Source organism: Humiphilus diazotrophicus (assembly GCF_059726315.1).
In genome coordinates this window covers 387,080-403,980 of the sequence record NZ_AP040869.1, presented here as the reverse complement: position 1 = coordinate 403,980, position 16,901 = coordinate 387,080, and the positions used below count along the sequence as shown (strand labels likewise).

Genomic DNA, 16,901 nt, shown 5'->3' with positions numbered 1-16,901 from the left:
GCTCTGGAATCGGGAGTTGAAGTCTCAAAGTTGTGAGGCGCCGCCATCGACGACAAGTTCGGTGCCAACGACGTAGGAGGATTCGTCGCTGGCGAGATAGAGTGCCGCGTAAGCAATGTCCTCAGCCTTGCCCATGTGGCCCACAGGAATCGATTTTGCGAGTTCCACCTTGAGGTTGCGAAGATCCTCGTCGGACAGGCCCCACTTGCTAGTCAGGGGCGTGTCCATCGCGCCGGGAGCAATTGCGTTAAAGCGGATCTTGCGGCTGAGAAACTCGTAGGACCAACTGCGAGCAAGAGATCGTACTGCGGCCTTCGCGGCTGCGGTCAATGAGAGGCCATGCTTGCCGGTCTGTGCGATAAACGAGGTATTGAGGATGACAGACGAACCCTCTCGTAAGTAAGGCAATGCCGCCTGGAGAGTGAACACCACGCCCTTGATGTTGATATCCATGATCCCGTTATAGAGATCTTCGTCGATATCGTTGAGTGCGGACGGAAAGGCTCGACCTGCGTTAGCGAACACTACATCGAGGCCGCCAAACGTCTCTTTCACGGTAGACGCAATCACCCGCATGTCCTTAATCGAACGTACGTCTCCCTTGAGAACGAGCGCGTTCCCACCAAGCTCGGCCTTCACTCGCTCAAAGACGGCCTCATCGCGTCCTGTGACCGCCACCCTGGCACCTTCCGCAATAAAGAGCTTCGCGGTTGCGAGACCGATGCCACTCGTGCCGCCAGTGACCAACGCCGATTTGTTCTTAAGTCTCATCTTCTGTTCCTTTCTCTGCTTCGTGACTGATCATGCCGATCGTTCAACGCTCAATCTTGTCTGCGCTTGTCTCGGCTTGATTTCCTGAACAAATTATGGAGCGTGAAGTGCTTGGCGCAAAGGACATATAAACCTCGAATTAAGCCATGCAATCGGTTAAACTGATAGCGAAAGAAGAAGTTGCAAACGCCCTTTACAGCATGGCGTGATATGAGGGATTTATGTCATATAGGTCTTTAGGCAAAACGAGTATTCTCGGCGCCGGAATACTCGTTCCTGATTCAGTGGTGGTTACATATGTCTAGGCGCATTGGATTCCTGGTTTACCTCGGCCACCAGATGCTCGATCTGTCGGGGCCCTTGTGTGCCTTTCAGGCGGCCAACATTCTCTCCGGCGAGAAGCTATATCAATTTGAAATCCTCTCGGTCGAGGGGGGCACTATCCAGAATGGTTTGGGTCTTGGCATAGAAACGCTGCGGATTGGGAAGCGGCACCTGGACACGCTCATCGTGGTTGGGGGTACCTTGCCAAATGAGTTCGATCCTTCGATCATCCAATCCCTGCGCGCCCAATCGAAGCGATCACGAAGAATTGCAAGCGTGTGCACGGGAGCTTTTCTGCTTGCTCAAGCGGGCCTGTTAGCCGGAAAGCGTGCGACCACTCATTGGCGATATGCACACCGTTTAGCCAAAGAATTTCCGCTCACGAAGGTTAACGGAGACGCGATTTTCGTGAAAGACGGCAATACTTGGACCTCGGCAGGGATCACGGCGGGGATGGACTTAGCGCTTGCGCTCATCCAAGAGGATCACGGGGTATCGCTTTCAAAGGCTGTCGCCCAAGACCTCGTGATCTATCACCGGCGCCCAGGTGGACAGACACAGTTCTCAGCTTTGGCAGATATGTTTCCCGAAACAGAGAGAATGCAACACATCATCGGATACATCCGAGACAATCTCTCGAACAGCCTGTCCATGGAAGAGTTGGCCGGGGTTGCACACCTGAGCGTTCGTCAGTTTGGGCGAACCTTCAAGGCAGAGACCGGCGAGACCCCATCCAAAGCGGTTGAGCGAATCCGGGCCGAAGTCGCCCATTCGCTTGTCGAAGCGACTAGCGAGCCGGTCGAAGCAATCGCCGAGCAGGTCGGATTTAGCGATCCTGAAAGGATGCGCCGGGCGTTTCTCCGAATCTATGGTCATCCACCACAAGCGGTGCGTCGTAACGCTCGGATAGTCACGCGTGCCTCGGACTCTGCCTGGAGGCAAACAAAAACCGCGTCGCCGTCAGTTCCTGCGGCTCACCATAAGAGGAAGCGGTGAGAGCCGCCCACGAGTTAAGAGCCTGGGGATTGACCATTGGCAGACCTGTTATCGCAGTGCGTTGAGTTGAATAAGTAATCTGTCGCGTGACTTCCGGAATGCTCATAAACGCATCTGCCCTTGCTGATGCATTCCGATTCTCAGTATTTCGTTGGTGTCGCCTGTCGGGTCGAAGCTTTCTCCAGTTGCAGTCTACGCTTCAGCTCGGCACCCGGTAGTCAACATGACGCCATTGGAGCGCGAGATGGTTACAAAAAAGCAGCAAAGAGAAGCACGAAGCAAGCTACGAAGAACGCGACTAGAGCATACCTGTTCGGGATGTTTAACGTTGGGGCCTGCGAAACAGTGCGCGCAACTTTTCGAGCCGCGTGATCATAATGGGTTCCGGCTTTTTGAAAATGAGGCTGCCCGGAATCCTTACCGTGATCTGAGTTCCGGATGCTGCGGACGTGACAAGACTAAATTCTCCTCCGATCCTCGATGCTCTCTCCTTCATTCCTCGTATCCCGAAGTGCCCGGCTTTGCCTTCCTCGACAATGCCCCGGGAAATACCTCTGCCGTTGTCACTTATCCGCAAAATAAAATCCTTGGTATAACATAGTTCCACATCAATGCGACTGCCCGCAGAATGCAAGAAGGCGTTGCGCATTGCCTCGCAAGCAATGCGATAGATCTCTCCACTGAGAAGAGGATGCAGCCCTTTAATTTCACCTAGCACTTCGAACCGGACCTGTATCGGACCACGAGCCTCAAATTCCTGCGCCAATCTCTGGAGCGCCTCCAACATGTCATTTGTCTGAGCTTTCGCGTTACGCAGGGAATCTAGCGCTGCGCGTCCCTCTTCCGTTGCTTGGCCAAGCCAGTTCGACAACCTCTTCATTGCCAGTCGCATGCCAGAAAGATCTGTCGACTCATCCAACGCATCATCCGCAAGCATTTTGCTGGATTGAATCGTTTGCAAAAGGGTGTCATGAAGTTCGCCGGCTAATCGCGTTCGCTCGCTGACACGCTCTTCCAGGCGAATGTTGAATCGCTGAGCTATTTGCTGCAGGCGATAGAGATACGCGATCAGGATCAACGACGCGATTAGGGTGACATAGCTTGTCCTGAACCACCACGTGGCCCACCACGGAGGAAGTATCTCGATGTCTAAGGTAGCGCCCGACTCGCTCCAGGCACCTCTGCTCGTGGCTCCCTCTACTCGAAATGTGTACTTCCCGGTAGGCAAGGTCGTGTAGCTTGCAATTCTCTGGTCGCTCCCTACCTCATGCCATCGGTCATCCAACCCTTCCAATTTGTACCGATATCGGTTCGTCGCCGGATTGAAATAGCTGAGCGCTGAGAACGCAATGGCGAAGATGTTCTGCCGGTGAGAAAGTGTGATTGACTTGGCATAAACGATGGATTCCCTGAGCGGCGAGCCGGACCCAATCGGAGCTGAAGTTCCCGACAACTGCAAGTCGGTCAGAACTATTTTGGGGATAAAGGAACTAGCCGAGATGTTTTTGGGGTAGAAGGCAGTAGCCCCACTGAAGCCGCCAAAGAACAACTCACCAGCAGAACTCTTAAAGCAGGTAGACCAGCCCGAGAGGTCTGGTCCAGGAAGTCCATCGGCCACTGAGTAATTGCTGAACTTCTCCGTGCGGGGATCAAAGTTGGAAAGTCCATTATTGGTTCCCATCCACAGGGTTCCGCGCTCATCCTCAAGGATGCAACTTACAACGTTTCCGGCGAGACCATCCTTCTCGTAGAAGACCCTGGCGGTGCCCGACCGTGGATCAAACTTATCGAAACCGTTTTGAGTCCCAAGCCACATTCCACCAGAATGATCGAAAAGCACAGATGTTACGCGGTGATCGCTTACCGAATGGGGATCGTCGGGATTATGTTTGTAAATAGTAAATTGCCCCGTCATAGGGTCGAACCGCTGAAGCCCCGATTCTCCTCCGAGCCACAATGCGCCGCTGGCGTCCTCTTTGATATCGGAATAGGCTACTGTGTCCTGTGGATTGGGTTTGTAAGTCGTGAATTCCCCATTTGTTGAATTGAATCGTCTGAGACCTCCCCAAGTCGCGGCCCAAAGTGTACCAGCGTGGTCGATAAAGATTCGTATGATCGGGTTGTCGCTTTGGTTCGAGAGAGCACCGCGACTGCGGAGATATGGCGAGGCCTCTCCAGTGGCTGGATTTAATCGCAGAAGTCCCTGCCGGAAAGTGCCGGCCACGAGTGTTCCTGACCTATCCTCGAGAATTGAGAGTATCTCCCCCTTTACGCCCACTTCTGGAGGTACTGAATTCGTACCTTTTATTCGATCGATTCGGTTTAGCGCGCCCGTGGATCCAATCCAGAGTGTTTTCTGTCGATCCTCGTAAATGGATGTTACAAGAGAACCGCGCAAACTTCCCCTTGGCCGAGTAAAGTTTTCGAACACCGGCCGTCGCTCAGAAAAGAAATACGGCTCCATTTGATGCAGGTCTACCCAGATGTTGTCTTCCGCATCCTCATATAGATAAGTGACACTGTCGGCGCCCAGGCTCTCGCTATCCTCAGGATGATTTCTGTAACGGGTGAGGATGTTGTGTTCACGATCATAGCCCAGCAAACCGGCACCCGCTGTGGCCATCCACATTCTGCCGTCACGTGATTCGAGTAACGAGTAGATTCCTGCAATTGTCGTTGTCTGCTGTGGCCCGTCGTAGATAGAAAAGCAGGTGAGCGTGTAGTCCTTGCGATCCAGCACCCCCAACGGGCACTGAGGCGAAGTATTGATGATCCAGAATGTACCAAACTTATCTTCATGGAACATGGACACAATGTGGCCGTCCAAGGAAATATGTGACGTCACCTTCCCCGTAGTTCGATCGAATGCGTCGAGCCCCCCATCTGTCGCGACCCAAAATGTCCCCTGCCGGTCTTCGTCGGAGAAGGTTGTGTCATTACCGCTGAGGCTAGAGGGATTGTTCGGATCATGCGTATACCGGGTTGTGTGCCCGTCGGCCGGATCAAGCATGAATAGTCCCTTGGCGGTCGACAACCATAACTTACCGGACCGGTCTTCGCTAATGTGAAGCGCTGGACCGTCATTCTCATCCGTGTCTTGCTGGCTTATTCGAAAGTGCGTGAATGTTTCCGTGGTCGGGTCGAATTTGTCGAGCGATTGATCACAGCCAACCCAAAGAGTGCCGGAATGGTCGATAAAAAGGCTTCGGACATACACGCCGCTCAGACTGTTTGGTCGCCCTGGCTCATGCCGGAATACTTTGAACCTGTAACCGTCGAACCGATCTAGCCCGTACTGCGTCCCAAACCAAAGAAACCCCAGTCGATCCTGTACGGTAGCCCCGGCCCTGGTCTGCGATAAGCCATTCACGCTCTGAATCTGATGAAATCTGATATCCGCGCCATCAACCAAGGGCAATCTGACTGTCTTGGTGTGGACTTTTACGGTCGTCACACTATGTATGGGCACACTGTGATCATTCCCGCCTGCGGGCTGGTTCTCCGCAGGCGATGTTGGACAAATCAGCGAGAGAAGGGCGACGAGCGCCCAACACAGAACGAAGCGGTTTGGAGGAGAATTCCCCTGCATTTCATTGGACCTTCGGGATTTTCTCGCATTTCAAGGAAGCTGGGCTCCCACCCCTGATAGTAAAGCTCTCCCGAGGCGGAAACGGCGAAGTTTTAGCCTGAAAGAAAGGATAGACCGAATCAGCAGGATTCAGCGGTCCTCAGCCCTTTGCAATCCGAGTTTTTACATGCAGCGATTCCTGCACTTGGCTACAATTGGCGAAAGGCAGAACGGAGTCCGCTTTTGGTGCCAGACACATCGATTCGCATCCTGATCGTCGACGATCATCCGCTCTTCCGCGAAGGATTGGCAACGATCATTGGCTCCAAGCCGGACATGGTGGTGGTTGCCCTGGCGGCTAATGCTCAGGAAGCGATCGAACAGTTTCAGATCCATCGACCGGACGTTACCCTGATGGATCTTAGGTTACCCGGACGCAATGGCACCGATGCTCTTATCGCTATACGTGGTGACTTTCCAAAAGCTCGTGTGATTATGCTGACCACTTCGGATGGTGACGCCGAAATACAGCAGGCGCTAAGAGCGGGTGCAGCGGCCTATGTATTGAAGAGCATGCCCAGGGACGACTTGTTAGCCGTGATTCGGTCTGTACATCAGGGCCGGCGCCATATTCCGCCCGAAGTAGCCTCACGTCTAGCTGAGCATTTTGGCGACGAATCTCTCTCGAATAGAGAGTTACAGGTCCTGCGACTCATCCGGGACGGCCATCGTAACAAGCAGATCGCCGACGAACTGCAAATATCAGAGACAACCGTCAATTTCCACATTAAGAATATTGTCGAAAAGCTCCAGGCGAATGATCGCACCCATGCGGTGACGATTGCGCTGCGCCGCGGCATCCTCCAGATCTGAGTTCAGATTTCAGCCTACAGAAAACTACAGTTATCCAACTGAGAAATTCTATGTTTCTCGGACCGACCCGCAGCGATAGAGTTGAGAGATGCTTGAATCGTGACCCTAAAGCATTTCCCGAAATACTGTGAACTTTCCGCGATAGGTGAAGAGCGGCTTTCTTTGACGGAAAGCCGCGCCAACTTCTATTGCTTCGATCTACATCTTTTCGGAAAATGCGCTAGCGTCTACGAATTCTTGCTCCAGTAACGGACCCTGGACATCGCAGTGAAAAGCATGGAGCTTGGCCCGAAGACGGAGTCACATGACTGGATCGGGAATGGGTTCCTGCAACTCGATGTGGTTTATCATCGCCCTCGCTGCTGCCGATGTAGACTTTCGGAAAACTCCTCTCCTGCGTTTTCCGACCGGGAGCGAGTTCGTATCTACCTCACTCTTCAAAGAGTCTTTCCCTTGGGGCACTTCGATATGGCCTTGCCTCCTTTATAGCGGCGTCGTGCTCCTTTTCGCATATCTGATCCACCGTTTGCGTGTAAGGCAGATCGAAGCGCAGCTCACAACTCTTTTTCATAGTCGTTTGGCCGAGCGCGCCAGTATTACCAGAGACCGGAATGATTCATTGCTTCAAACCATTGAAGCCAGCAAGCTGATTGCTGATGACGCCCTCGACCCCTCCACAGACATGGCTCGCATGCGTGAGGCGATGGAGCGGCTGTCAAATTGGCTTGGGCAGGCGACCGGCGAAGGACAGGCGGCGCTAAATTCTTTAGGTATTGCCGGTTACGATGGAAACGATTTAGCTTCCAGCTTCGGAAGGGTGGCCGAAGAATGCCTCTCTCATCGTTCAACGGAATTTGCATTGTTGGTGACCGGAGCGCACCGAGACATGCATCCGTTGGTGCGCGACGAGGTGTACCGCCTTGGCTGTGAGGTCATTCGTAATACCTGCCTGCGTCGAGATGTTGGCCGTGTGGACATTGAGTTGACCTATGGGTGGACTTTCTGCCTGCGGGTCAGATCGAGCGACCGCTCACTTGGATCGCCAGTCACGAAAACAGGCGAGGGCGAGCATCTCGACATCGATCAGATGCGGCGGCGCGCAGAACGATTTGGCGCTTCGTTCGATGTGACAGCGTCGTCCGGTTCGGTCGTCGAGCTTACGCTTACCGTGCCGGGCGGAGTCATCTTCCAAAACGCATCTTCTGTGCTGCCTCGATGGCTCACGCACCTATGGCATCGTCTTTTCCGTTCAGGAAAAGGCATTGCATCCTAAGCAGGCGCTCCGCTCCCTTTTGCACTGAGGCTCAAATCGCCATGAACTCAAGTGTGGTCGTTTGACTGGAGATAAAGGCAGGAGCCGCACTGCGGTTTCTTATGTTTTCAAGATTTGCGCGCTTGGCTAGGATGCTTCATACGAAGAGCTAGTTCCCATCGAAAGACCACCAAAACTTCCCCAGGTACGAGCTCAGAGGCATCACTCTCCAACTCGTCCCGAAAGTTGGCCTTCAATGCAATCCACTCACCACGAAGCCAATATGGTTAGGTGTTCCCATTTTAACGTGAAGCAGGACTTTCAAATCGCCACCAACGAATGCTGCGGCGACTTCGCATGGAACACCGCCTACCTCATCGATGACGATTTATCGGTGCTCGAAGCACTTTCTGCATTCTTGAGGTCAGCTGGCAGAACTGTTGTCTGTTTCAAATCGGCCGCAGAATATCTCGAACATGGAAAGCCGCAAGAAGCAAGCTGCCTCATCATTGATATGCAATTGCCGAATAACAGCGGTCTTGATCTGCAGCGAAAGATTGCGCAGGAGATGAGTCCTTCCATCATCTTTCTTACCGATCAGCCCGACATAGCCACCACAGTATTTGCAATGAAGGCGGGAGCTATCCATGTTCTCGCGAAGCCGGTAAACGAATCGGTACTGGTTGAGGCAGTGGCCGAGGCTTTCGTTCAGGACAGAAGAGGACGGCTCAGGAAGGCGGAATTGGCTAAGCTTGAACAACGCTTTTCTCTCTTGACGCCCAGGGAGCGAGAGGTTGTCCCACTTGTTGTGGGTGGTCTACTCAATAAACAGGCTGCATCAGTGCTCGGAATTTCAGAAGTGACGTTCCAAATTCACCGAAGCAAGATGATGCACAAAATGCTTGCCGGCTCCGTGGCAGAGTTAGTCAGAATGGCCTTTAGGTTACGGGTTCCCTATTGGAAGGGAACACTCCCAGAGTCCAGGGTTATGCAAAAATATTGATGACCCGAAGCACGGGATAGTCTTCTCCTCGCCTTGCAAGGCATTTGCAACCATTTGTTGTGCGTGGGACGGAATGTGAGTAATGATGAGATTATCTCTGATCGAACTCACGGCTCAACAGAAATCTTCTTCTAATCGTTCGGGCGAGGTCGCTATCTGGAGCCGCGTCTAAGGTCCCCGTGAGGCTGGTTCTTATTACAAAGTACGATCCTCTATCAATTGGGTGAATTCGTCCGTGTCGATGTTAAAGACAAATCCAACGATCTTTACGTTCTTCGGGATTCCCGGCGATGCTCGCAGCAAATCAACATCATGCTTTAATGACGAATGAAAATTGTGAATAGCTAGGATCTCCTTTTCATAGACCTCCGCGAGGTTCACCCCTTGTTCAGCTTTGAATGCCTCGATCAGACCGTCCGCGGTAAACTTGTTGTTCCGCAATTCGTGTGGTGCACAACCACAATATTCTGAACTCCAAATAGATGTTGCCCGATCGAGATCGATCGAAGCGCATCAACGGCGCGGCCTCCCGCGACGACGATCGGAAAGATGGTTGTTGTTGAACCCACTTTATTTCCGGCTGAGTCGAGAATCAACTCACCTGGATAGACTTCATCGGGCCAAATGGCGGTTAGCGCCTTTGGGATGGCTGCAGCACGTGGATCATAGCAATAGATCACGATAGTTCGAAGCGGCACCGTGCGTTGGAACGCTTCGTGAAGTTGAGGTTCGTTATAACCTTCGCGCATGGAATACACGTACTGATCAAAATCTTTCGATGTTGCAGATGCCATTTGACTACTCATATTCAGGTGAAGATGCGGTGAATGTTTTTGTAAGCTGTTCATTTGGCGGTGGAGGTTGAATTGTGAACCTCGGGGACATTGAATTCGATAGTTTTGTTCGCGATTACTTTGTGGGCGGGATCGGCAAGTTCAATCAGAATCGAGTGCGGGCCAGGCACCAGTCCCACAAGAATGATCGTTTCCCCGCTTGCGTCGACGAAGTGCCATGGAGCATGATCAACGGTGATATGGACATGGCCAATGCGAGGAGACACGCTGACGGCGGCCTTGCCAAATACAGGCACAATTCTGAGGTTTTCTGCCCGGTATTGGATGTAAACGCGCCCCGCGGCTAACGCTTCCGGAATTGGCTGGTCGACGATCAGGCGAGGTGCCGGCTCGTTCTCAATCGCGACCAACGGCGATGCTCCGCGAATGTCCCTGGCGCTCTGCGCCAAAGCTCTTGAGTTGAGACTCGTGCTGATCAGGACCGCAGCGACGATAAGCGTAGAGTGCATCTTTAATCCTTTGGAAAGGCGAGCTGGTTGTGAATGGTATGTGAGAAAGGCTCTCTGCCTGACGCGAAGAACAATTCTCTAGCGTCTGCGTAATGGCGCCTTGGCGGAATCAGCCAGCGTCACCATTGCCGCCGCCAGCATGATGCAATCCTTTACGATCAGCCGGCCCGCTCCGGATAGATAAGGAAATCCGTGCTCTGCATCTCCAATGGCGGGTACCCACGCTTCAGGAGTAGTGATCAAGAATGAGAGCGTCGTGCAGGACATCACGATTAACAAGAAGCTGCCAAGTGCGGACAGTTCTGGTTGAAGCGGATAAAGCGCAATCAAGATTCCGATCGACACAATGACGATTCCCAAAACGTGTGAGAACAAATAGGTGCCATTCTCTTCATGCCAGGCACGATGCTGCAGGTTCAGCTCCCCTTCCTTATTCATGTGGAGCCGATACTCTGACGGTTGGTGATAGAGAAACCTCATCAGAGGGCTGTTTGCTACGAGGGGAACAATACTGTCAGCCTCGTAATTCACAAACTTCAGACCGCCTGTCCAAACGAGAACAAGTACAAGAGCAGCCCGCAGCATTCCCATCGCAACCCGGTCCAGCCTTGATGCCGCTGAGAAAATAGTCAGCATCAAGAATTTCGCTTTCGATGACGATTCGTGTTCCCACGTTAGATCCTGACGCATCGAGTGTTCTTCCTCTCCCATTGATGGTCCATCAGATGCACGAATCGGGAAGGGACTGCTGCAACCCTCCCGAGCCTCGTCCCTAGCCCTTAATGAATGCGAGCAGGTCGGTGTTAATGGTCTCAGCATGTGTGGTTGGCATGCCGTGTGGGAAGTTCTTGTAGGTCTTGAGCGTCCCGTTCTTTAGCAGCTTTGCCGACAATGGCCCAGCGTCCGCGTAAGGAACGATCTGATCATCCTCACTGTGCATCACCAACACCGGAACGGTGATCTTCTTGAGGTCTTCTGTGAAGTCGGTCTGTGAAAAGGCGACAATGCCATCATAGTGCGCCTTGGCACCGCCCATCATGCCCTGTCGCCACCAGTTCCGGATGGCGGCTTCGGAGGGTTTCACTCCCGGTCGATTGAAACCATAGAAGGGACCGGACGCCACGTCTAGATAGAATTGCGATCGATTGGCGGCGAGCTGGGCCTGAAATCCGTCGAAGACATCTTTGGGAAGTCCACCGGGATTGGCCGCCGTCCTTACCATCAGCGGCGGCACTGCGCTGATAAGCGCCGCCTTCGCCACGCGGCTTTCCCCGTGTCGTGCCAGGTAATGCGTAACTTCACCGCCACCCGTCGAATGGCCGACATGTATGGCGTCCTTCAGATCAAGATGTGAGGTCAACGTTGCAAGATCATCGGCGTAATGATCCATATCGTGCCCATCGCCTGTCTGAGTGGACCGCCCGTGGCCGCGACGGTCGTGGGCTATGACTCGATACCCGTGATTCAGGAAGAAGAGCAACTGAGCATCCCACTCATCGGCGGAAAGCGGCCAGCCATGGCTGAACACGATGGGCTGACCTGTGCCCCAGTCCTTGTAATATATTTGCACTCCCTCTTTCGTAGTGATCATGTCCATCTTCTCTTCTCCTTGAGCAAAGTTGGGCGAACGGGGAACGCTCGCGGGGTTTGATTCGAGCGCCGATGTGATCGGCGAAGCAGCCATAAGTGCCACCGAAGCCGCGCCGCCCAGAATCATGGCACGTCGTGCAGGTCCGTAGTTCCGACCATGGCACGAGCAGATTCGCCGATCCTCCTACCCTCTGTATCGCCTTTGTTGAATTCCATCTCACTCCTTACTATTTCTGGCGCATCGCCGCGTTCTTCTTTCAATTGCCAATTGCCGTCCGTCTTGGCTACTAAATTTGACTGGTTCCGCCATCCACGAACAGCTCGATCCCATTTACAAAGCTTGAATCGGAAGACGCAAGGAAAAGGGCCGCAGTCGCAATCTCTTCAGGTCGTCCCATCTCGCCGCGGGGAATCGAAGCCTTGAAGCTGTCTTTCGCGTCTTGCCCCAGGGGGTCCAATGCCGGCGTGTCAATAGGTCCCGGACTTATCACGTTAACGCGGATGTTCCGATCTTTGAGGTCCACGAGCCATGTGCGAGCAAATGAGCGAACTGCAGCTTTGCTTGCCGAGTACACGCTAAAGACCGGATATCCTTTGATGCCGGTTATGGATCCATTCAAGATGATCGATCCGCCATCGTTGAACAAGGGCAGGGCTTTTTGTACCGTGAAGAGCGTGCCGCGTACATTCAAGTCGAACGTCTTGTCGAAATGTTGTACTGTGATCTCTCCAATTTTTGCGAATTCGCCGAAGCCGGCGCTTGCGAACAGAATGTCGATCTCCCCCTGTTCCCTCTGGACGGTCTCGTACAAACGGTCCAAGTCATCCAGATTCGAGGCATCACCTTGCACGCCCATCACATTCCTACCAATCGCTCTCACTGCTTCTTCGAGCATTTCCTTCCGGCGGCCCGTGAGAAATACATACGCACCTTCTTCCACGAACAGCTTTGCTGTGGCCAAAGCCATTCCTGAAGTGGCAGCTGTAATCACGGCGACCTTCCCTTGCAGCTTGCTCATAGATGCTCCCTCCTTGATCGTGAATGCCGGTGAATTCTATCTCGACGTTCTACTAATTACCGGAGAGTAGTGAGATCACGACCGTGGCGTCTATCACGCTTTTCTATTAAGGCACTTCTCTATCACTCGCAGGCAGGAGACGAGTGATGGAGAAGTGCCTTCTCGCTAACCACCGTTGCGCCAGTTGAACCGCCACAAAGGTGTGTGGTTGTTGCCAGGCTTCCCTTGCGATTGAGGAGCACATTCGTCGATGAATAGCCAATCGTCATCGCAAGCACCAACAGTGCACCTGGAATCACTGGCGGACTCGGAACTGGTATATCGAAGTATCGACAGCCCACACCGACGACAAAACTGACCACAACGCCGATCAGAAACTTCATGAATTCCTCCAATAATTCTCAAGGAGTTGAAAAGCATGCTGAGTGCGAAAGCGGTGTGCCACATTGTCTTTTGCGCGGCCCGCCTCTAATCCCAAGCTGCTTACTTCATGCGTCACGTTAGCGGGAATTAAAATCTGTAGCAATCACGTGTTTCCATTAGCTACGCCTTTTGCGCTCGGTCAAGAACATTTTGGGTTCGGTGATTGATTGTGTCAGCTCGTGAAGGACGATCTTCAAATGCCTATCAGACAGGGTAATGGAAAGACGTAATAGTCAAGATATTCTGCGGTGGCTATTATCGGGACTAAATGGGAATTCTGCTTTCCCAAAACTTCTCATAAGGAACTCTCCATGACTACCGCTGCCGTTTTACCTGAGTTGACTACGACCGTACACTACAACATAACCCGCATCGGAAATGTTGATGTTTTCTATCGTGAGGCAGGTTCAAAGACTGCACCTGTCCTGCTCCTTTTGCACGGTTTTCCGACTTCATCGAATATGTTTCGCAACCTAATTCCCCGACTCGCAGGATCATTTCGCGTCATCGCACCCGATTACCCCGGATATGGTTTCAGTAGCATGCCGGACCGCAAGGACTTCTCCTACACATTCGAGAACATGACGACAATCGTAGAGCAATTGCTTGCAAAACTCGACCTTAGGGCGTATTCGCTTTACGTGATGGACTACGGCGCGCCTATCGGATACAGGCTTGCTCTTCGCCATCCGGAGCGGATCAAGGGGCTCGTTGTTCAGAATGGTAACGCGTACGACGAGGGACTGCTCAAGTTTTGGGACCCCATCAAGAAATATTGGTCAGACGCTTCTGCCGAGAATCGGGCCGCACTCAATTTCTTGACGGCAGCCGAAGCTACAAAATGGCAATACCAGAACGGAGTGAGTGAGGTGACTCGACTTGATCCCACGACTTGGACCCTTGATCAGGCACTGATGGACCGTCCCGGCAACGGCGACATCCAGTTGGACATGCTCTACGACTACCGGACCAACGTGCCTCTATATCCACAGTTCCAGGACTTCTTTCGTAAGTATCAACCGCCAATGTTGATTGTTTGGGGGAAGAACGACTTCATTTTTCCGCCTGAGGGCGCAATCCCATACAAACGGGATCTCCCCAACGTTGAGACACATCTACTCGACACTGGGCATTTTGCCCTCGAGACTCACGGCGAGGAAATCGCCTCACGGATCGAACGCTTCTTTCACCACAAATGATGCCTATGCCGGCGGAGAGTGACTATTCACGTTCCGCCGGCGACATTTAGCAGGACGGCGCTGCAATCCAGAAAGTGCGTCTGGCAGAAAATGGCTGGAACACACGTGATCCTGAAAAGGTGTCTCTTGCCTACATGATCAATTCCAAGTGGCGAAATCGGGATGAATTCCTTATCGGCAGAGCGCAGATTGGCGCTTTCCTTTCGCGGAAGTGGAGCCGGGAGCTGGACTATCGACTGATCAAGGAGTTGTGGGTACTCCGAGAGAATCGAATCGCCGTTCGATTCGCGTATGAAATACCACGATGATTCTGGCAGCTGGGTATTGAGCCTATGGGAACGAGAATTGTGAATTCGATGATCAGGGTCTGGGCCAAGCAGCTTATTTTAAGGAAACCACACTCGTCTTCAGCATTCATGTCGAATAACCACCGCTAATAGAAACACGTGATAGGCGGATCAGTAAGTTCGGGATACGATCACGTTGTTTATGTGGGAGCCGCATCGGTCTCACCTTGTCTGGTTACATCGGATCAGAGCACTGTAAGGAGTGATATGGAAATCAACGATACTCTCAATACTTCTCGTCGGCGCTTTCTCACAGCCGCAAGTGCATCTGCAGCTGCCGCGCTATTCATTTCACAGAATCTCGCTGCTGAGGCCGGCGAGAGCGAGTCGGCCTCGGCAGAGTCGATGCCCTCTTTGAAATTGGATAAGGCCGACACGGCTGTCGTAATCATCGATCCTCAAAATGACGTACTGAGTGAAAAGGGCCTCGCTTGGCCACTCCTACATGAAAGCCTCAAGGAAATCAACACAGTTGAGAACATTGAGCGTATTTTCAAGGCCGCTAAGGTGCTGGGGTTCGAAGTGTTCATTTCCCCCCACTATTTCTTTCCTGTAGACAAAGGATGGAAGTTTAACGGTCCCCTCGAAAAGGACGAGGCAAACTCTGGCTTGTTCGGTCGCAAGGGCAGATTGACTCTCGATGGTTTCAGAGGGTCGGGCGCGGACTGGTTGGAGCGCTACAAGCCTTACATTGAAGACGGCAAGACTATCGTGGTTTCGCCGCATCGAGTCTGGGGGCCGGAAACGAATGACTTGGTTCTGCAACTACGCAAACGCAGAATCAGCAAAGTCATTCTCGGCGGAATGCTGGCAAACATGTGCGTCGAATCTCACCTGCGGGAGCTCCTTGAGCAGGGGTTCGAGGTAGCCGTCGTGAAAGATGCTACCGCGGCGCCGAAGCACCCCGAGTGGGGATACGGCTACACAGCGGCGCTGATTAACTACGCGTACCTCGCGCACGCGGTTCTTACAACTGACGACGCCGTCAAAACGATGGAGCGAGGTTCGCGGTAGATAGTGATGGCTGGGACGTCGACCTAGTCCGCAGAGAACAACCCACTGCACAAGAGAAATTGCCGAGTGCTAAATGAAACCGTTGTGCTACTTGGCACTCATATTCATTGATGCATTCGGAATCACGCATCCGACGATAGAAGCACGTGATCGCGCCTCCAGACCAGATATGTCGCTTTCCTGATGATTGGGTTCTTTGGTGACTGTTTGCTTGGCTTTTTCCTGGGGTCTGCATCTCCTGTCCGGATGGTCCCGACGCGGCTCCATATTCAGTAGCGCATGCGCAGCCACAATCTCATCCGGCGATGAAGCCTCGCTTTCTGGAGATGGTCACTGGGTAGGTACGGTCGTTGTCTAGCGGTAGCACTGCTCTGCGCTCGGTACAGGGCCGTATTAGTAAGAGTGAATCAACGTAGACCGCAATGAGCCGCACAGAATAATGGGAGCACGTGATAGGCACTAGCTTTTTGTCGGGATACGATCGTATTGCTCAAGTCACCCGTTAGCTCCGGAGGTCTTATGGATCAACTAAAGTACAGACATATTTTGGCATCCATCGCAGCATTGTTATTGCTGGCCACAATCTGTGCGGAGCCCAGGGCCGACGAGATTAGCTTCCCGAGCGAGTTCCGGGATTGGTTTGCAGTGAACTCGATGGTAGTGGAGAAAGACAGCCCGATCTTCAGCCAGATTGGGGGAATGCACATTATCTACGTGAACGCCAAAGGACTTTCGACCCTGAAACGCGGCGGCCCGCTTCCGTATCCCGACGGAACGATGTTCGCGGATGACGTTCATGATTTCTCGGTGAAGGACGGGTCGTACGTTGAAGGTCGCAAGAAGGCAGTAACGGTGATGGTTAAAGATGCAAAGAAGTTTCCAACAACGGGCGGATGGGGATTCCAGGTTTGGGCCGGAGGCGACCGCACGAAACCACTCGTTCCCGATACCGCTCATGCCATTAAGGCTTGCTTCACCTGTCACATACCCCGTAAGGATCAGGATTACACCTTCTCTACATACATCCCGTGACGTAGAGAAGATCTTCGCACTTCGATGATTTTGCCTCGAATCTAGGCCCTTTGACACAGGAAAGACTGGTCGTCGGTGCCTGTTTGCCGAGGCTCCGGAGTTGCCTGTTATGCGCCGGCAAAAAGAAGGGCTCGTCATCTACATCGGCTCGACAACGGCGCGCTTACCGGAGCCCTTTTTAGCGCCC

At 52.8% G+C, this 16,901-nt stretch carries 16 protein-coding genes and 2 pseudogenes; 10 read left to right on the top strand and 8 right to left on the bottom strand.

Going from position 1 to position 16,901, the window contains the following annotated elements; all coding sequences use genetic code 11:
* Positions 1-24: 24 nt before the first annotated feature.
* Positions 25-771: an SDR family oxidoreductase gene (locus AC6I7T_RS01390; protein ID WP_497787993.1), complete on the bottom strand. Its 747-nt coding sequence runs from the start codon at positions 769-771 to the stop codon at positions 25-27.
* 297 nt (positions 772-1,068) lie between these two features.
* Between AC6I7T_RS01390 and AC6I7T_RS01385 the strand changes: the two genes are divergently transcribed.
* On the top strand, positions 1,069-2,091 hold the full coding sequence (locus tag AC6I7T_RS01385; protein ID WP_497787992.1) for a GlxA family transcriptional regulator: 1,023 nt from the start codon (positions 1,069-1,071) through the stop codon (positions 2,089-2,091).
* A 322-nt stretch (positions 2,092-2,413) separates the two neighbouring features.
* Here AC6I7T_RS01385 and AC6I7T_RS01380 read toward each other — a convergent pair whose 3' ends face one another.
* Positions 2,414-5,680, bottom strand: a complete 3,267-nt coding sequence (locus AC6I7T_RS01380; RefSeq protein ID WP_497787990.1) for a ligand-binding sensor domain-containing protein — start codon at positions 5,678-5,680, stop codon at positions 2,414-2,416.
* 222 nt (positions 5,681-5,902) lie between these two features.
* Between AC6I7T_RS01380 and AC6I7T_RS01375 the strand changes: the two genes are divergently transcribed.
* The 3 genes from AC6I7T_RS01375 to AC6I7T_RS01365 all read left to right on the top strand — a co-directional run bounded on the left by AC6I7T_RS01375 (position 5,903) and on the right by AC6I7T_RS01365 (position 8,787).
* Entirely contained in the window at positions 5,903-6,532 is a 630-nt protein-coding gene (locus AC6I7T_RS01375; protein WP_497787988.1) for a response regulator, read from the top strand.
* Between the two features lie 304 nt (positions 6,533-6,836).
* Complete coding sequence (locus tag AC6I7T_RS01370; RefSeq protein ID WP_497787987.1) at positions 6,837-7,805, top strand: sensor histidine kinase; 969 nt, start codon at positions 6,837-6,839, stop codon at positions 7,803-7,805.
* Positions 7,806-8,067: 262 nt separating this feature from the next.
* Complete coding sequence (locus AC6I7T_RS01365) at positions 8,068-8,787, top strand: response regulator transcription factor (protein ID WP_497787986.1); 720 nt, start codon at positions 8,068-8,070, stop codon at positions 8,785-8,787.
* A 407-nt stretch (positions 8,788-9,194) separates the two neighbouring features.
* Here AC6I7T_RS01365 and AC6I7T_RS01360 read toward each other — a convergent pair whose 3' ends face one another.
* The 4 genes from AC6I7T_RS01360 to AC6I7T_RS01345 all read right to left on the bottom strand — a co-directional run bounded on the left by AC6I7T_RS01360 (position 9,195) and on the right by AC6I7T_RS01345 (position 11,687).
* Complete coding sequence (locus AC6I7T_RS01360; protein WP_497787985.1) at positions 9,195-9,581, bottom strand: hypothetical protein; 387 nt, start codon at positions 9,579-9,581, stop codon at positions 9,195-9,197.
* Positions 9,582-9,631: 50 nt separating this feature from the next.
* Positions 9,632-10,090 (bottom strand): DUF6130 family protein, encoded by a 459-nt coding sequence (locus tag AC6I7T_RS01355; protein WP_497787984.1) that lies wholly within the window; start codon positions 10,088-10,090, stop codon positions 9,632-9,634.
* A gap of 78 nt (positions 10,091-10,168) precedes the next feature.
* Positions 10,169-10,726, bottom strand: coding sequence for a DUF417 family protein (locus AC6I7T_RS01350; protein WP_497788338.1), 558 nt, complete (start codon positions 10,724-10,726; stop codon positions 10,169-10,171).
* Positions 10,727-10,862: 136 nt separating this feature from the next.
* On the bottom strand, positions 10,863-11,687 hold the full coding sequence (locus tag AC6I7T_RS01345) for an alpha/beta fold hydrolase (protein ID WP_497788337.1): 825 nt from the start codon (positions 11,685-11,687) through the stop codon (positions 10,863-10,865).
* 89 nt (positions 11,688-11,776) lie between these two features.
* Here AC6I7T_RS01345 and AC6I7T_RS01340 point away from each other — a divergent pair, with 89 nt between their 5' ends.
* The gene (locus tag AC6I7T_RS01340) at positions 11,777-11,971 is read left to right on the top strand and encodes a hypothetical protein (RefSeq protein ID WP_497787982.1); all 195 of its coding nucleotides are present in this window, start codon (positions 11,777-11,779) and stop codon (positions 11,969-11,971) included.
* Here the strand turns inward: AC6I7T_RS01340 and AC6I7T_RS01335 are convergent.
* Positions 11,968-12,699 carry an SDR family NAD(P)-dependent oxidoreductase gene (locus AC6I7T_RS01335; protein WP_497787980.1) on the bottom strand — a complete coding sequence of 244 codons (732 nt, stop codon included), beginning with the start codon at positions 12,697-12,699 and terminating at the stop codon, positions 11,968-11,970. The two genes, AC6I7T_RS01340 and AC6I7T_RS01335, sit on opposite strands and share 4 nt — an antisense overlap.
* A gap of 122 nt (positions 12,700-12,821) precedes the next feature.
* The gene (locus tag AC6I7T_RS01330) at positions 12,822-13,082 is read right to left on the bottom strand and encodes a XapX domain-containing protein (RefSeq protein ID WP_497787979.1); all 261 of its coding nucleotides are present in this window, start codon (positions 13,080-13,082) and stop codon (positions 12,822-12,824) included.
* A gap of 351 nt (positions 13,083-13,433) precedes the next feature.
* Here AC6I7T_RS01330 and AC6I7T_RS01325 point away from each other — a divergent pair, with 351 nt between their 5' ends.
* The 5 genes and pseudogenes from AC6I7T_RS01325 to AC6I7T_RS01305 form a co-directional block, all read left to right on the top strand.
* On the top strand, positions 13,434-14,321 hold the full coding sequence (locus AC6I7T_RS01325) for an alpha/beta fold hydrolase (protein WP_497787978.1): 888 nt from the start codon (positions 13,434-13,436) through the stop codon (positions 14,319-14,321).
* 65 nt (positions 14,322-14,386) lie between these two features.
* A pseudogene (locus tag AC6I7T_RS01320) lies at positions 14,387-14,691 on the top strand (DUF1348 family protein); the annotation flags it as partial.
* A gap of 322 nt (positions 14,692-15,013) precedes the next feature.
* On the top strand, positions 15,014-15,682 hold the full coding sequence (locus AC6I7T_RS01315) for a cysteine hydrolase family protein (RefSeq protein ID WP_497788335.1): 669 nt from the start codon (positions 15,014-15,016) through the stop codon (positions 15,680-15,682).
* 519 nt (positions 15,683-16,201) lie between these two features.
* Complete coding sequence (locus AC6I7T_RS01310) at positions 16,202-16,714, top strand: cytochrome P460 family protein (protein WP_497787977.1); 513 nt, start codon at positions 16,202-16,204, stop codon at positions 16,712-16,714.
* Between the two features lie 109 nt (positions 16,715-16,823).
* A pseudogene (locus AC6I7T_RS01305) lies at positions 16,824-16,892 on the top strand (hypothetical protein); the annotation flags it as partial.
* Positions 16,893-16,901: the final 9 nt, after the last annotated feature.

What these genes read in the sequence shown, in the direction of transcription:
- AC6I7T_RS01390 (WP_497787993.1), bottom strand. Translation starts at nt 771, where the DNA reads ATGAGACTTAAGAACAAATCGGCGTTGGTCACTGGCGGCACGAGTGGC.
- AC6I7T_RS01385 (WP_497787992.1), top strand. Translation starts at nt 1,069, where the DNA reads ATGTCTAGGCGCATTGGATTCCTGGTTTACCTCGGCCACCAGATGCTC.
- AC6I7T_RS01380 (WP_497787990.1), bottom strand. Translation starts at nt 5,680, where the DNA reads ATGCAGGGGAATTCTCCTCCAAACCGCTTCGTTCTGTGTTGGGCGCTC.
- AC6I7T_RS01370 (WP_497787987.1), top strand. Translation starts at nt 6,837, where the DNA reads ATGACTGGATCGGGAATGGGTTCCTGCAACTCGATGTGGTTTATCATC.
- AC6I7T_RS01365 (WP_497787986.1), top strand. Translation starts at nt 8,068, where the DNA reads ATGGTTAGGTGTTCCCATTTTAACGTGAAGCAGGACTTTCAAATCGCC.
- AC6I7T_RS01360 (WP_497787985.1), bottom strand. Translation starts at nt 9,581, where the DNA reads ATGGCATCTGCAACATCGAAAGATTTTGATCAGTACGTGTATTCCATG.
- AC6I7T_RS01355 (WP_497787984.1), bottom strand. Translation starts at nt 10,090, where the DNA reads ATGCACTCTACGCTTATCGTCGCTGCGGTCCTGATCAGCACGAGTCTC.
- AC6I7T_RS01350 (WP_497788338.1), bottom strand. Translation starts at nt 10,726, where the DNA reads ATGCTGACTATTTTCTCAGCGGCATCAAGGCTGGACCGGGTTGCGATG.
- AC6I7T_RS01345 (WP_497788337.1), bottom strand. Translation starts at nt 11,687, where the DNA reads ATGGACATGATCACTACGAAAGAGGGAGTGCAAATATATTACAAGGAC.
- AC6I7T_RS01335 (WP_497787980.1), bottom strand. Translation starts at nt 12,699, where the DNA reads ATGAGCAAGCTGCAAGGGAAGGTCGCCGTGATTACAGCTGCCACTTCA.
- AC6I7T_RS01330 (WP_497787979.1), bottom strand. Translation starts at nt 13,082, where the DNA reads ATGAAGTTTCTGATCGGCGTTGTGGTCAGTTTTGTCGTCGGTGTGGGC.
- AC6I7T_RS01325 (WP_497787978.1), top strand. Translation starts at nt 13,434, where the DNA reads ATGACTACCGCTGCCGTTTTACCTGAGTTGACTACGACCGTACACTAC.
- AC6I7T_RS01315 (WP_497788335.1), top strand. Translation starts at nt 15,014, where the DNA reads ATGCCCTCTTTGAAATTGGATAAGGCCGACACGGCTGTCGTAATCATC.
- AC6I7T_RS01310 (WP_497787977.1), top strand. Translation starts at nt 16,202, where the DNA reads ATGGATCAACTAAAGTACAGACATATTTTGGCATCCATCGCAGCATTG.